This window comes from Janthinobacterium lividum, assembly GCF_011601275.1.
Taxonomy (GTDB): domain Bacteria; phylum Pseudomonadota; class Gammaproteobacteria; order Burkholderiales; family Burkholderiaceae_D; genus Janthinobacterium; species Janthinobacterium lividum_E.
The window spans coordinates 480763-495352 of the sequence record NZ_JAAOLY010000001.1 but is presented as its reverse complement, the minus strand read 5'-3'; the positions used below and the strand labels follow the sequence as shown (position 1 = coordinate 495352).

Here is a 14590-nt window from a genome sequence, read left to right as displayed (position 1 = left end):
GTTGTAAAGGACTTCATCATGCATACGAAAATCGTCGGCGCATCCGCGCTGGCCCTCACTCTGGCCGTCGCGGGCGCCGCCCTCTATCCGCGCGCCGACTCCCATGCGGCCGATGCCGCCGCCTACCCCGCCACCAAGGTGGCGCTGGTGCCCGTCGTGCTGGGCACGCAGGAACGTTTTTTCGCTGGCGTGGGCGAACTGGAAGCGGCGCGCCAGGTGCAGGTGGCGGCCGAGACGGGCGGGCGCATCACGCAGATCCGCTTCGAGTCGGGGCAGAGCGTGGCGGCCGGCGCCATCCTGGTGCAGCTCAATGATGCGCCGGAACAGGCGGCCCTGCTACGCCAGCGCGCACAGCTGAAAAACGCGGAAAGCAGCCATGCCCGCACGGCCCAGATGGTCAGAGAAAAAGCGGCCACGCAGGAGCAGCTCGATAGTGCCCTGGCTGCGCGCGATGCGGCCCTGGGCGACGTGCGCCAGACGCAAGCGCTGATCGCGCAAAAGACCATCCGCGCACCGTTCGCCGGGCAGCTGGGCATCCGCAAGGTCCACGCGGGCCAGTACCTGAACGCGGCCGATACGGTGGCCAGCCTGATCGACACGAAGTCGCTGATGGTGAACTTTTCGCTCGATGAGCAAAGCAGCGCGAAGCTGGCGCCAGGCCAGGCCGTGCAAGTACTGGTGGATGCCTATCCCGATGACATCTTCACGGCGAAGATCAACGCCATCGATCCGCTGATCGCCCGCTCGCGCATGGTGCAGGTGCAGGCGGCGCTGGCCAATCCGCGCGGCGCGTTAAAGGCTGGCATGTACGCGAACGTGCGCGTGGCGCGCGAAGCGGGCCAGCAGCTGACCGTGCCGGAAACGGCCGTGACCTACAGTGCGTATGGCGACACGGTGTTCGTCGCACAGCAGGAGGGCAAGCAGCCGCTCACCGTCAAGCGCGTGGGCGTGAAACTGGGCGAGCGGGCAGGGGGCCGGGTAGCCATCCTCGACGGCTTGCGCGAAGGCCAGCGCGTGGTCGCTTCCGGCCAGCTGAAACTGGCCGATGGCATGGCCGTGCAAGCCGTCGCCAACACCCTGGACGAGGCCAAGCGCGCCGCGCCCAAGGCAGGTTCTTAAGGGAAGGCCATCACCATGAAATTTACCGATTTATTTGTACGGCGTCCCGTGCTGGCGCTGGTGATCAGCACCTTGATTCTGATGCTGGGCGTGATCGCCATCCTGCAGCTGCCGATCCGCCAGTATCCGATGCTCGAATCGTCCACCATCACCGTGAAAACCACGTATCCGGGCGCCTCGGCGGAACTGATGCAGGGCTTTGTCACGCAGCCCATCGCGCAAGCCGTATCGTCGGTGGAGGGCATCGACTATCTGACCTCGTCGTCGGTGCAGGGCAGCAGCACGGTCACCGTGCGCATGGAACTGAACCGCGATTCCACGCAGGCGCTGACGGAAGTCATGGCCAAGGTCAACCAGGTGCGCTACAAGCTGCCCGAAGGCGCTTTTGACCCCGTCATCGAGCGTTCGGCCGGCGATTCCTCGGCCGTCGCCTATGTCGGCTTTGCCAGCGAGAGCGTGTCCGCGCCCGCGCTGACGGACTACCTGGCGCGCGTGGTGCAGCCGATGTTCGCCACCATCGACGGCGTGGCAAAGGTCGACGTGTATGGCGGCCAGCAGCTGGCCATGCGTTTGTGGATCGACCCGGCCAAGCTGGCGGCGCGGGGCCTGACGGCGGCCGACGTGGCCGACGCCGTGCGGCGCAATAACTACCAGGCGGCGCCCGGCAAAGTGAAGGGACAGTTCGTCGTCTCGAACATCAGCGTCAACACGGATCTGACCAGCGTGGCGGAGTTCCGCGACATGGTGATTCGCAAGGGCGGCGATGAAAAAGACAGTGCTGCCCTGGTGCGCCTGAAGGACGTGGGCACGGTGGAACTGGGCGCGGCCGCCACGGAGACGAGCGGCATCATGGACGGCGTGCCGGCCGTGTACCTGGGCCTGTCGCCGACGCCGGGCGGCAACCCTTTGGTGATCGTCGACGGCATCAAGAAGCTGCTGCCCGAGATCCAGAAAACCCTGCCGCCGGGCGTGAAAGTCGAGCTGGCGTTCGAGACGGCGCGCTTCATACAGTCGTCCATCGACGAGGTGGCGCACACCCTGCTCGAAGCGTTGCTGATCGTCGTTATCGTCATCTACCTGTGCATGGGTTCCTTGCGCTCCGTGCTGATTCCCGTCGTGACGATCCCGTTGTCGATGCTGGGCGCGGCGGCGCTGATGCTGGCCTTTGGCTTCAGCATCAATTTATTGACCTTGCTGGCGATGGTGCTGGCCGTGGGCCTGGTGGTCGACGACGCCATCGTCGTGGTGGAAAACGTGCACCGGCATATCGAGGAAGGCAAGACGCCCGTGGCGGCCGCCCTCGTCGGTGCGCGCGAAGTGGCCGGCCCCGTGATCGCCATGACGATCACCCTGGCCGCCGTGTATGCGCCGATCGGCATGATGGGGGGACTCACGGGCGCGCTGTTCAAGGAATTCGCGCTGACCCTGGCCGGCGCCGTGGTGGTGTCGGGCGTGGTGGCCTTGACCTTGTCTCCCGTGATGAGTTCCTTGCTGCTGCAGCCCAAACAATCGGAAGGGCGCATGGCGCGCGCCGCCGAGCATTTCTTCGAAGGCTTGACCTCGCGCTATGCGCGCCTGCTGGACCGCTCGCTGCACCACCGCTGGCTCAGCGCCGGTTTCGCCGCGCTGGTGATGGTGAGCTTGCCGTTTTTGTACCTGCTGCCGCAGCGCGAACTGGCGCCGGCGGAAGACCAGGCCAGCGTGCTGACAGCGATCAAGGCGCCGCAGCACGCCAACCTCGATTACGTCGAGCGCTTCTCGTACAAGCTCGATGCCATCTACAAAAATATCCCCGAGACGGACTCGCGCTGGATCATCAACGGCGGCGAAGGACCGGCATCGAGCATCGGCGGCATCAACCTGACGCCGTGGGCGGAACGCGCGCGCAACGCGGCCGTCATCCAGGCAGAATTGCAGCACGCCGTGGGCGACGTGGAAGGCACGAGCATCTTCGCCTTCCAGCTGGCGCCCTTGCCGGGATCGAGCGGCGGCTTGCCCGTGCAGATGGTCTTGCGCAGCGCGCAGGATTACGCCACCCTGTTTCGCACCATGGAAGACGTCAAGCAGCGCGCTCGCGACAGCGGCCTGTTTGCCGTCGTCGACAGCGACCTCGATTACAACAACCCGGTGGTCAAAGTGCGCGTGGACCGTTCCAAGGCGAACAGCCTGGGCATCCGCATGCAGGACATCGGCGAATCGCTGGCCGTGCTGGTGGGCGAAAATTATCTGAACCGCTTCGGCATGGATGGCCGCGCCTATGACGTCATCGCGCAAAGCCCGCGCGAACAGCGACTCACGGCGCAAGCCCTGACGCAGCAGTACGTGCGCGCCGACGATGGCAGCCTGCTGCCCCTGTCCGCTGTTGTCTCGGTGACGGAACAGATCGAGCCGAACATGCTGACCCAGTTCAACCAGCAAAATGCGGCAACCTTCCAGGGCGTGCCGGCGCCGGGCGTGACCCTCGGTGACGCCGTCGCCTTCCTCGATGGCGTGGCCAAGACCCTGCCGCCGGGCTTCAGCTACGACTGGCAATCGGACGCGCGCCAGTTCGCCACGGAAGGCAATGCGCTGCTGCTGGCGTTCCTGGCGGCCGTCGTCGTCATCTACCTGGTGCTGGCAGCGCAGTATGAAAGCCTGACGGACCCGTTGATCATTTTGATTACCGTGCCGCTGTCGATCTGCGGCGCGCTGATTCCGCTGGCGCTCGGCTATGCCACCGTCAACATCTACACGCAGATCGGCCTCGTGACCCTGATCGGCTTGATCAGCAAGCACGGCATCCTGATGGTGGAATTTGCCAACGAATTGCAGGTGCATGAACGGCTGGACCGCATCACGGCCATCCGCAAGGCGGCGCAGATCCGCTTGCGCCCGATTTTGATGACGACGGCCGCCATGGTGGTGGGCCTGGTGCCGCTGCTGTTCGCCTCGGGCGCCGGCGCCAACAGCCGCTTCGGCCTCGGCGTGGTGATCGTCTCGGGCATGTTGATCGGCACCTTCTTTACCCTGTTTGTGCTGCCCACCGTGTACACCTTTCTGGCCCGCCGCCACACGGCCGATCATGCCACGCCGCGCGCGCGCGACCTGTCGCAGGCGCTGAAGGAATCCCCATGAAAAATTATCGCTATCTTGTCTCTCTTTTGCCCGTGCTGGCCGGCTGCGCCGTCAGCCCTGCCTACGTCACGCCGGGCACGCCCGACATCACCCTGGCCAGTCCGCAGCAAGCGCAATTCGCACCTGGCACGAGCGCCGTCAGCGAGGCCGCCTGGTGGACGTTTTTCGACGATGCGCGCCTGTCGCAGCTGATCGCCAGCGCGCTCGAACACAACCTCGATATCGCCCAGGCACAGGCGAATTTGCTGGCCGCGCGTGCCGTTTTCGACGAGCGCCGGCTCGACGAACTGCCTGCCGTCACGGGCCAGGCGGACTGGCAGCGGCAGGTGCAGCAAAACGCGCCCGATAGCCGCGCCGCCAGCGCCAGCACGCGCGTGGGTTTCGACGCGCAATGGGAGATCGACCTGTTCGGCCGCCTCGCGCACATGAGCCGTTCGGCGCAGGCGCGCGCCGACGCGGCGCAGGCGGACTTGCGGCAAGTGCAGATGACGATCGCCGCCGAGGTGGCGCGCAATTACTACGAGGCCCTGGGCTACCAGCAAAACCTGGCGCTGACGCAGGCGCAGGTGCACAGCTGGCGCGACACGGTGGCACTGATCGATGCGCGTATCCGCGCCGGCAGCGGCTTGCCGGAAGAGCGCCACAACGCGCTGGCCAACCTGGCGCGCAGCGAAGCGATGCTGCCGCCCTTGCAGGCGGGCTTGCGCCAGGCGCAATACCGGCTCGATGTGCTGAGCGGACAAGCGCCAGGAGCCATCGCGCTGGCCACCACGCCCCGGCAACAGGCGCCGCTGGCGGGCCAGCTACCGCTGGGCGACGTGAACCGCCTGATCAAGCAGCGTCCCGACGTGGTGCGCGCCGAGCGCCTGCTGGCCGCCTCCAGCGAAGACGTGGGCGCCGCCACGGCGGACCTGTACCCGCGCCTGAGCCTGGGCGGCTTTTTGGGCTTCTTCGCGCTGCGGGGCAGCGGTGTGTTCGACGGCGGCGCGCGCGCCTTCGAGGTGGCGCCATCGGTCAGCTATCCGGCCTTCCGCCTGGGCAGCGTCAAGGCGCGCTTGCGCGGCACGCAGGCCGAGGCGCAAGGCGCTCTGGCGCGCTATGAGCAGACGATGTTATTGGCGCAGGAAGACGTGGAAAACGCCGTCACGCAGCTGGCGGAAAACCAGACGCGATTGGCGTCCCTGCTGCAGTCGGCGCGCCACGGCAACGCGGCCCTGGGCATCGCCAGCACGCGCTATGCGGGCGGCGGTGGCAGCTATCAGGCCGTGCTGGAAAACCAGCGCGCCTTGTACGATATCCGGCGCGAGGCGCTGCTGGCGGAAACGGCGTCCTACATCGATGCGATCGCCCTGTACAAGGCGCTGGGATGGGGGCAAACTATGTGATCTTTTTAGCTCGGAAAGGCACGCGATGTTCAACCAAGGAAGCTGGCTCAATCCACCGGAAAACTGGTCCGCCGACGGCGCGCAATTGCGCGTGACGACGGACGCCAACACGGATTTCTGGCGCAAGACCGCGTATGGTTTTATCCGCGACAGCGGGCATTTTTTCGGCACTGAAGTCAAAGGCAATTTTACGGCGCAGCTGCACGTGGCGGCGCAATACACTTCGCTGTACGACCAGGCCGGCATGATGGTGCGCATCGATGACGCGCATTGGATCAAATGCGGCGTCGAGTTTTCCGATGGCCAGCTGCTGTTGAGCAGCGTATTGACGGCGGACACATCGGATTGGGCCGTCAGCATCGCTCCCGCCATGCCGGACGGTTTCTGGCTGCGCGTGACGGTCAGCGACGACGTGATCCGCGTGCAGTATTCCACCGATGGATTACGCTGGCCGCTGCTGCGCCTGGCGCCGTTTCCCGTGGCGCCGCGCTACCTGGTGGGACCGATGTGCTGTACGCCCGAGCGTGGTGGCCTGGAGGTGGTATTTTCACAGTTTGCTGTCGGGCCAGCACTGCTCAAGGACCTGCATGACCTGACTTGAGGGGTGCTGTGCCGCCCGGTGGATCGGTCCATTGATTGTCGACGCACCATTGCTGAACATCGGCGATAACTTGTGCCGCAACAGGCTGCAAGCCTGGCAGTTTTTTCTGGTATTTCCCGATGCTCGCCACGAAAAAGGCAAGGAAGGCGGAGCCGATCAATTTGCGTTGCGCGGACGTGTCTTTTTTCACCGGCACGAAGTCTTCTTCATCCATGGCGATATCGAGGCCAAACATTTTGTCGCCGGCGTAGTAGCGGCAAAATGTTTTTCGCTGCAGGTCTTTTGGCAAGCAGCGCAGGCACACAAACAATTCCCAGTCGAGATCAGGATATTTTTCCTCCATCAAGGGACCAAGCAGCTGCAGTTCATGACTGATGTCAAACACTTTGCTCCAACTTGGCGAATCCGAGGTCGTGTCAACGCGCATGCTTGGCTTTCTCCGATGGCAACAGGCGCATGATACCCGGATCGCCGCGCAGGCAGCGATCCTGCACGCTGCCATCAGCTCAATGCCGTATCGAGCACCATCATCAGCATGAAACCGAACACCAGCGCGGTGCAGGCAAAACCGCCATTGCCGCTGCGGTGCGCCTCGGGAATGGCGTCGTGCACGATGACGAACAGCATGGCGCCAGCGGCGGCCGCCAGGCCCCACGGCAGCAGGGCGGACGAGAGGCCGATCAAGGCCAGGCCGGCCAGCGCCGCCAATGGCTCGACCAGGCCCGAGGCGGCGCCCATCGCCACCGACAGGCGCCGGCTGTAGCCTACGCTGCGCAATGCCAGCGCCACCACCAGTCCTTCGGGCACGTCCTGGATGGCGATGCCGGCCGCCAGCGCATTGGCGCGATCAAGTTCCACGCCGGCATAGCCGACACCGATTGCCAGGCCTTCGGGCAGGTTGTGCAAGGTGATGGCCAGCACAAAAACCCACACCCTTGTCAGGCTGCTGGCTGCCACGTCAGCCGGCGCGCCATCCGGCACGCGCTCGCGCACCACCAGGTTGAGTGCGATGATCAGCAGCACACCCAGACCCATGGCAAAGGCCATCAGCAGGCTCGCGTCCAGCGGCGTCGCCGCATGCGCCCTGGCCGCCGCCAGCGCCGGCAGCACCAGCGAAAAGGCGGTGGCGGCAAGCATCACGCCAGCGCCAAACCCAAGGAAACAATCGTAGCTGCGCTGCGAGAATCGATGCGACAGCAGCAGCGGCAAGGTGCCCAGCGCGGTGGCGCCAGCGGCCATGGCGCCGCCGATCAGGGCCGGCACCAGATGGGCATTGCGCAGCGCCAGCTGGGCCGCCATGGCGTAAAGCAGCAGCAGCGCGCCGCCGCTGCACAGGGCAAAGCCCAGTGCATGGGGCCAGGACCAGTGTCTGGCCAGGGCTTGCAGCGCACGCGGCCGGTTCACGCCAGTGCCCGCGGCAAGGGGCTACAAGGGCATGGACGCGGCGGCGCCATCGCTGCCGTTGGAGCGCATGCCCAGCTCGGCGCCTGTGAGCGGATCGGCGGCGGGATTGGACGCCGTGCGCGCGGCCATCTGCTGCACCGTCGCCAGCTCGTCCTGCGGCAATTTCACTTCCGCCTCGCCCGTGCCGCCATCGACGGCCATCTGCTGGCGCGGATCGGAAATATATTGCCACTTGCCGCCCTGGTTCCACGGGCCACGCTCCTCGCCCGGTCCTTGCGACATGTTGAAGTACACATCGGCGTACTGCGGGTCGCCCGGCAGCTTGCCCGGAGGGAAGTTCGGTTCGATCGAGTACAGGGCCTTTTCAAACGACTTCTGGTGCGCCACTTCGCGCGTCATCAGGAAGCCCAGCGCTTCCTTCACGCCCGGGTCGTCCGTCAGGTTGATCAGGCGCTCGTAGACAATCTTGGCGCGCGCCTCGGCCGCGATATTCGAGCGCAAATCGGCCGTCGGTTCGCCGATGGTGTCGATGTAGGCGGCCGTCCATGGCACGCCGGCCGAATTGACCAGCGGCGCGCCGCCGCCGTACAGCAGCTGCGTCACATGGCTGTCGTTGCCCGCGCCCGTGATATTGCGGTACAGCTCGGCGGCCTGGTCGACGCCCTCGGCCAGCCGCCCCTTGGCGCCCTTGTTGAGCATGACGACGATATTGCCGATCACTTCCAGGTGGCTCAGTTCTTCTGTCGCGATATCGAACAACATGTCCTTGCGGCCCGGATCGTCCTCCGACAAGGCTTGCGTGAAATAGCGGCAGGCGGCGGCCAGCTCGCCCTGTGGGCCGCCGAATTGTTCCAGCATCAGGTTGGCCAGCCCGGGATTGGGCTGCTCCACCCTGACCGTGTATTGCAGTCGCTTGTTGTGTGCAAACATGGTGCTCTCCTCATTCGCAGCACGCCGGCCTACTCGTGCTGATTCAGTGATCTGTGGATGTCTTTCGACTCGTTGCGGCCAGGCCGGTCGTCGGCCAGCTTGCCCGCTTCGCTCTGCGGCCGCTGCGCCGCGCCCTTGACGTGGGCGTTGTCGTCAGATGCCGTCAGGGTGGGCAGATTTTCCTGCTCCACCGGATCAGGCCCGCCCTGCGGCGTGATGACGTCGTTGGCCCAGTGGCCGCTGTTGGCATTGCCGCTGGCCAGCTTGCCGCCGCCCTGGTTGGCATAGGCATCGCCCTGCGACTTATTGACGTCGCTCTTGTCCATGCGCGTGTTGCGGCCCTGGTCGGCGGGGTGCTGCGGGGTATTGCCGTGTTCGTCCTGCATGCGCTTCTCCTCGGTTGGTGGATGAAGTCCCATGCTACTGGCGTGCAAGCGCCAGCGAGATAGGCGCGCGGCGTGACGCCATGTAGGAAAGCGTCCCGTGCGTCAACGTCGCCGCAGCCACAGCGCGCCGGCGGCCAGGCCGATGCCGAAGGCGCCATACACCAGCAGCAACGACGGGCGCGACAAGCGCATTTCATAGCCGGGCTGCAAACGGTGCGGCGTCAGCTGGTAATCGGTAAAACAGGCCACGGCCGTGGCGCCGGCGGCCGCCGCGACGGTCGAGGCCACGCGGCGCCGGTCGAGGATGCGCGCCGCATAGCGCTCGAACAGCACGCCCCAGAACATGGCGCTGCCATGGTGGATGGCATAGCCGACCAGCGTGTGCTTGAGCGAGGCGTCGTCGCGGCGCGCCGCCCGGTCGCCCCACAGCCAGTGGCTGACGGCATTCACGGCGGCAAACATGCTGCCCGTTTCGCGCCGGCCACAGGCTGCCAGGGCGGCGGCGGACAGCAGGGAGGCAAGGCTGCCTGAAACGGCGCCGTGGCGCAGGGCAAGAGGCAAGGTTGGCATGATTTTTCTCCCGCGGCGCAGGCCGCACAATGAACTGAAATGAAAAAGGCGTATCCAATCCCGTCAGGAGGTCACATGCGCATACTGCTGACGGGGGCGAGCGGTTTCATCGGAACGCATGTTTCGACCGCGCTGCTGGCCGAAGGTTTCCAGCTCGTGTGCACGGCGCGCCGCGTGCCGGCGCACGCCCGCGCCGGCAACGAGCAGCGCGTGCGCCTGATCGAGGCTGACTTTGCGCGCGACACGGCCAAGGCCGCGTGGCTGCCGCGCCTGGCCGGCATCGACGTCGTCATCAATTGCGTCGGCATCATCGCCGAGCATGGCACGCAGACCTTTGCCGCCCTGCACACGCAAACGCCGTGCGCCCTGTTCGCCGCCTGCGCCGAGAGCGAGGTGCAGCTGGTGATACAGCTGTCGGCCCTGGGGGCGGACGACGGCGCTGTCTCGCCCTACCACCTGAGCAAGAAGGCGGCCGACGATTTTCTCGCCAGCCTGCCGCTGCGCGCCGTCATCGTGCAGCCGTCGCTCGTATATGGCGACGATGGCGAGAGCGCGCGCCTGTTCCGCATGCTGGCCAGCCTGCCCGTCTATCCCCGCTTCGGCCGCGCGCCGCAACTGGTGCAGCCCGTGCACGTGGACGACCTGACCGATGTCATCGTGCCCCTGGTGCGCGGCGCGGGCGCGCTGGGCGGCCAGAAGACGCGCCGCGTGCCCGTCGTGGGGCCGCAGGCGCTGCCGTTTACGGCCTACCTGGCAGCGTTGCGCGCAGCCATGGGACTGGAACGGCTGCGCGTGCTGCCGCTGCCGCGCTGGCTGATGCCGCCCGTACTGCTGCTGGCCAGGCTGCTGGGCTTTGCCATGCCGGACCGCGCCACCCTGGGCATGCTCGAGCGCGGCAATACGGCCGATGCGGGACTCACGCGGCGTTTGCTGGGACATGCGCCGCGCCCCGTGGCGCAGTTCATCACCGATGCGCGCGGCGCGGCCGTGCGCGCCCGGCTCGACTGGCTGCTGCCCGTGCTGCGCCTGTCGATTGCCATCGTGTGGATCGCCACGGCCATCGTCTCGGCCGGCGTCTATCCGCTCGAAGACAGCTATCGCCTGCTCACGCGCAGCGGGGTGCCGCCAGCCTGGGCGCCGCCGCTGCTGGCCGGCGCCTGCCTGTTCGACCTGCTGCTGGGCATGGCCACCCTGGCGCTGCGCCCGCCGTGGCGGCGCTGGCTGTGGCCGCTGCAAGCCGCGCTGATCGTGTTCTATACCGTCTGGATCGCCGTGCGCCTGCCGGAATTCCTCTGGCATCCGTACGGCCCCCTGACAAAAAACCTGCCCATGCTGGCGGCCCTGTGGCTGCTCTACCAACTGGAGGAAAAATAGATGGAATACCTGGTCATCAAATGGCTGCACATCGTCTCGTCGACCCTGCTGTTCGGCACCGGCATCGGCTCGGCCTTCTACCTGCTGTTCACGAGCCTGAGCCGCGACGTGCGCGCCATCGCCGTCGTCAGCCGCCACGTGGTGCGCGCCGACTGGCTGTTTACGGCCACCACGGTGGTGTTTCAGCCCCTGAGCGGCTTTTACCTGGCGCACCTGGCCGGTTATCCCTTGAGCAGCCGCTGGATCGTCTGGTCCGTGGTGCTGTACCTGGTGGCGGGCGCCTGCTGGCTGCCCGTCGTCTGGCTGCAGATGCGCATGCGCGACATGGCGCAGGCCAGCGCGCGCGACGGCGTCGCCTTGCCCGCGCCGTACTGGCGCTACCTGCGCATCTGGGCGGCGCTGGGCGTGCCCGCCTTCTTCGCCCTCATCGTCGTGTTTTACCTGATGACGGCCAAGCCGGCTTGAACACGCATCACCGGGTGTGCGTCAGTGTTTGCGGCCCTGCTTCTTGCCGCCGCCGGCACCCTTGCCGGAACCGGCCTTCGTATGGCTGGCCGCGTCCTTGCCGCGCTTGCCAGCATCATTGTCGGTACTGCTTTTGTCTTCCGTGGGGGCGGCCGATTGGCGGTTCTGGCCGGCCTGCGATTTTTGCTTGGGCATGACACGCTCCTGATGAACGAGGGGACCCTGTCAGCCTAGCCGCCATGGCGCCAATGTCCATCGGCGCGCCTGCCGCCACGCTGTAGGATCAATCCGCCCGCGCAACCCACGTTTCATGCAGGTGGCGCCACAGCAAGGCGCCATCGGGCGTTTTGTCATACACGACGGTGGACCAGCGCTCGGTGTTTTCCGCGCCCGGCAGCGACTGGAATTCGCGGTAGGACACGGTGGCGCCGGTGGCGCTTTCCTGGATCAGCTGCAAGTCCGTGATGCGCATGGCGAGGCCCGGGCGGCTGCCGCCGGCGCCCTGGAAAAACCCTGTCAATCCGGCGTGGTCGAGCCGCATCCCGCCCGGCGCCACCATCGTAAAGTCGGGGGAAAAACGCGCGAGTAAATCGGCGCAGTTTTCCGCTGCCGCCGCCTCGCCGGAAAGCCATGCACGGATCAGCACATGCGTGGATAAAACGTCGTCAAAATAGGGATTCGTTGCAGTCATTTTTTGCTTGCTCCATGGTGTAGTAAAAGGTCGAGAACGGCGCGGTTGTCGATGCGCAGGCACAGCGCCAAAGGCAGCAGGCACGAGGCGGCGGCCAGCGCAAAGCACCAGTGGAACACCTGCGCCGCACGCAGGTGCTGGGCGGGGTCGTCGAGCGAAGCGATGCCCTGCGCCGCCAGCAAGCCGTTGAGCAGTACGCTGAGCAGCGCGACACCGAGGCAAAAGCCCAGCTGGCGGTTGATATTCCACACGGCGCTGGCCTGGCCCAGCTGCGCGTCCGGCGTGCGCAAGAAGGCCGTGCTTTGCGCCGTGCTGCTGCACAAGCCGCCGCCAAAGCCCATCACGGCATACGCGCCGGCCAGCCAGAACAGCTGATCGGCCGCCTCCACGCGCAGCAGCATCAGCATGCCCGCCGCCTGCAGCAGGGCGCCAGCGATGAACAGCGGTTGCGGTCCCACGCGGCGGTAGCTTTTGCCGGTCAGCGAAATGGCCGCAAACGAGGCCAGCGCCCACGGCAGCATCAGCGCGCCCGCCGTCGATGCGGGCATACCCAGCACGCCCTGCAGGTACAGCATGGCCAGCAGGCTCACGCCCATGAAGACGCCCGGCACCAGCAGATACATCAGCATGGCGATGCGCAGCAGCGGCTCACTGGCCAGGCGCAGGTTGAGCAGCGGCGTCGATTTGCGCAGCGCGCCGCGCACGTAGCCCCAGGCGCAGGCGGCACCCAGCGCCAGCACGGCGGCACCGGCCGGCACGTCGCCCGGCGTGCCCAGCATGGTCAGGCCCAGCAATAGCAGCAAAATCGCCGTGCTGCCCGCCAACAAGCCGCCCACGTCGAGACGGGGCACGGCCGCGCGGGGCGGGTCGGCGCGCAGCCAGCAGGCGGCCAGCAGCAGCGCCAACGCGGCAAACGGCACGTTCAAATAAAAGATCCAGCGCCACGACAGGCTGTCGACGATGACGCCGCCCAGCGCGGGCGACAGGGCGGGCGCCAGCAAGCCCACGAGCATGATGACGGAGGACAGGCCGGGGCGCTCGGCAGGCTGGTACAGCTGGTAGGTCATGCTTTGCCCCAGCGGGATCAACAAGCCGCCGCCGAGGCCCTGCACGCAGCGCCAGGCGATCAGCGCCTCGATCGAGGGCGCCAGGCCGGCGCCGATGCTGGCGCATAAAAAAGTTAGCAACGATGCCATGAACACGGTTTTGCTGCCATAATAGGCAGCCAGCCAGGCGCTGGCCGGGATGACGATGGTCAGGCCGAGGATGTAGGCGGTGCTGATCCAGGCCAGCTGCGCCACCGAGGCGTGCAGGGCATGGCCGATGTCGGGGTAGGCGACGCTGGTGATGAACATGTTGATCAGGTCGACGAAAAACCCCAGCAGATAGATGGCCGCCACTTTTTTGCGATAGTCCATGGTGCTCCGAATGGCAAACGGCCAGCTTAAGCGTCCATCGCCATTTGCGTAACGGGCCAGCCCCGATTACACTGTCAAATAAATTTTGACAAACCTCTACAACCCGCATGCCTCCTCATTCTTATTTATGATCAGTCTTGACCGTTTGGGTATTTTCATCGCCATCGTCGACGCCGGTTCGCTGACGGCCGCCGCCGCCGTGCTGGGCCAGAGCAAGGCCGTCGTCAGTTTTAATTTGAAACAGCTGGAGGCGGAGCTGGGCGTGTCGCTGCTGACGCGCAGCACGCGCAGCCTGGCGCTGACCGACGTGGGACGGCGCTTTTATGAAGATTGCCAGCGCGTGCTCAGCGAAGCGCAGGGCGCCATCGAAACGGCGCGCCAGGGCCACCAGGGCTTGCGCGGCACCTTGCGCCTGACCACCACCGTCGAATACGGCGGCCGCACGGTGATCCCCGCGCTGATCGCCTTTGCCGCCGCCCACCCGCAGCTGCAGATCCAGCATTCGTCGTCGTCCTCGCACGAAGACCTGATCTCGGGCCGCTACGACCTGGCCATCCGCATGGGTTCCCTCAACGATTCTAGCTACCGCGCCGCGCTGATCGAGCCATACGCCATCTGGCCCGTCGCCTCGCCCGCCTACCTGGCCAGCCTGCCTGCCAAGGGCATCACCAGCCTGGACGACTTGCAGCGCGCGCGCTGGCTGGCGCACAGCCGCCTGGCCGCGCCGCTGCGCTGGGACGTGCACACGCCGGACGGCGCCGCCGCCTTTGCCGTGCAGGACGACGCCGCCATCCAATCCGACTCCGCCTCGGCCCTGCTGGGCTTTGCCCTGGGCGGCTGCGGCGTGGCCCTGCTGCCGCAGTGGCAGGTGGAGGCGGAAGTGCGCGCGGGACGCCTGCGCCGCCTGCTGCCCGACGTCGTCTTCCCGGAGCAGGGCGTATATGCCGTGTATCCGAACACCCAGCATATCGCGGAAAAAGTGCGCGCCTTTATCGACTTTTTGCGCGCCTTTGTGGGCACGCCGGACTGAGGTTTCACGTCGTCAATACTTGTTGAATACAACGATTTCCAAGGGGCAAACGAGCGCCCCTTTCGTTTTTCCCGGCCTACACTGGAAGGGCATTGTTCACCAA

Annotated in this window: 15 protein-coding genes; 7 read left to right on the top strand and 8 right to left on the bottom strand. The window is 66.1% G+C overall.

Going from position 1 to position 14590, the window contains the following annotated elements; all coding sequences use genetic code 11:
• The first annotated feature begins 18 nt into the window (after positions 1-18).
• Genes GYK42_RS02300 through GYK42_RS02285 form a run of 4 tightly spaced genes read left to right on the top strand, consistent with a single transcriptional unit; the run spans position 19 to position 6219 of the window.
• Positions 19-1119 carry an efflux RND transporter periplasmic adaptor subunit gene (locus tag GYK42_RS02300; RefSeq protein ID WP_166446148.1) on the top strand — a complete coding sequence of 367 codons (1101 nt, stop codon included), beginning with the start codon at positions 19-21 and terminating at the stop codon, positions 1117-1119.
• Positions 1120-1134: 15 nt separating this feature from the next.
• Positions 1135-4233 (top strand): MexW/MexI family multidrug efflux RND transporter permease subunit, encoded by a 3099-nt coding sequence (locus GYK42_RS02295; protein ID WP_166446147.1) that lies wholly within the window; start codon positions 1135-1137, stop codon positions 4231-4233.
• The gene (locus tag GYK42_RS02290) at positions 4230-5618 is read left to right on the top strand and encodes an efflux transporter outer membrane subunit (RefSeq protein ID WP_166446146.1); all 1389 of its coding nucleotides are present in this window, start codon (positions 4230-4232) and stop codon (positions 5616-5618) included. Before GYK42_RS02295 ends, GYK42_RS02290 begins: the two co-directional genes overlap by 4 nt.
• 25 nt (positions 5619-5643) lie before the next feature.
• Positions 5644-6219, top strand: coding sequence for a DUF1349 domain-containing protein (locus tag GYK42_RS02285; RefSeq protein WP_166446145.1), 576 nt, complete (start codon positions 5644-5646; stop codon positions 6217-6219).
• On the opposite strand, the gene GYK42_RS02280 is transcribed toward GYK42_RS02285, so the two are convergent.
• The 5 genes from GYK42_RS02280 to GYK42_RS02260 form a co-directional block, all read right to left on the bottom strand.
• Entirely contained in the window at positions 6194-6646 is a 453-nt protein-coding gene (locus GYK42_RS02280) for a hypothetical protein (protein WP_166446144.1), read from the bottom strand. The genes GYK42_RS02285 and GYK42_RS02280 overlap by 26 nt on opposite strands.
• 74 nt (positions 6647-6720) lie before the next feature.
• Positions 6721-7623, bottom strand: a complete 903-nt coding sequence (locus tag GYK42_RS02275; RefSeq protein ID WP_346768046.1) for a ZIP family metal transporter — start codon at positions 7621-7623, stop codon at positions 6721-6723.
• A gap of 21 nt (positions 7624-7644) precedes the next feature.
• Entirely contained in the window at positions 7645-8553 is a 909-nt protein-coding gene (locus GYK42_RS02270; protein ID WP_166446143.1) for a manganese catalase family protein, read from the bottom strand.
• A 29-nt stretch (positions 8554-8582) separates the two neighbouring features.
• Complete coding sequence (locus GYK42_RS02265) at positions 8583-8939, bottom strand: hypothetical protein (RefSeq protein ID WP_166446142.1); 357 nt, start codon at positions 8937-8939, stop codon at positions 8583-8585.
• Positions 8940-9041: 102 nt separating this feature from the next.
• Complete coding sequence (locus tag GYK42_RS02260; protein WP_166446141.1) at positions 9042-9509, bottom strand: hypothetical protein; 468 nt, start codon at positions 9507-9509, stop codon at positions 9042-9044.
• A gap of 75 nt (positions 9510-9584) precedes the next feature.
• On the opposite strand from GYK42_RS02260, the gene GYK42_RS02255 reads away from it, so the two are divergent.
• Both GYK42_RS02255 and GYK42_RS02250 read left to right on the top strand, forming a co-directional pair.
• The gene (locus GYK42_RS02255) at positions 9585-10883 is read left to right on the top strand and encodes an SDR family oxidoreductase (protein WP_166446140.1); all 1299 of its coding nucleotides are present in this window, start codon (positions 9585-9587) and stop codon (positions 10881-10883) included.
• A complete protein-coding gene (locus GYK42_RS02250; RefSeq protein ID WP_166446139.1) occupies positions 10884-11348 on the top strand; it encodes a DUF2269 family protein in 465 nt (154 codons plus the stop codon).
• A 21-nt stretch (positions 11349-11369) separates the two neighbouring features.
• Here the strand turns inward: GYK42_RS02250 and GYK42_RS02245 are convergent, their stop codons facing one another.
• The 3 genes from GYK42_RS02245 to GYK42_RS02235 all read right to left on the bottom strand — a co-directional run bounded on the left by GYK42_RS02245 (position 11370) and on the right by GYK42_RS02235 (position 13457).
• Positions 11370-11543 (bottom strand): hypothetical protein, encoded by a 174-nt coding sequence (locus GYK42_RS02245; protein WP_166446138.1) that lies wholly within the window; start codon positions 11541-11543, stop codon positions 11370-11372.
• Positions 11544-11631: 88 nt separating this feature from the next.
• On the bottom strand, positions 11632-12039 hold the full coding sequence (locus tag GYK42_RS02240) for a DUF4440 domain-containing protein (protein ID WP_166446137.1): 408 nt from the start codon (positions 12037-12039) through the stop codon (positions 11632-11634).
• Positions 12036-13457: an MFS transporter gene (locus GYK42_RS02235; RefSeq protein WP_166446136.1), complete on the bottom strand. Its 1422-nt coding sequence runs from the start codon at positions 13455-13457 to the stop codon at positions 12036-12038. Before GYK42_RS02235 ends, GYK42_RS02240 begins: the two co-directional genes overlap by 4 nt.
• A 127-nt stretch (positions 13458-13584) precedes the next feature.
• Here GYK42_RS02235 and GYK42_RS02230 point away from each other — a divergent pair, with 127 nt between their 5' ends.
• Positions 13585-14487 carry a LysR family transcriptional regulator gene (locus GYK42_RS02230; RefSeq protein WP_166446135.1) on the top strand — a complete coding sequence of 301 codons (903 nt, stop codon included), beginning with the start codon at positions 13585-13587 and terminating at the stop codon, positions 14485-14487.
• Positions 14488-14590: the final 103 nt, after the last annotated feature.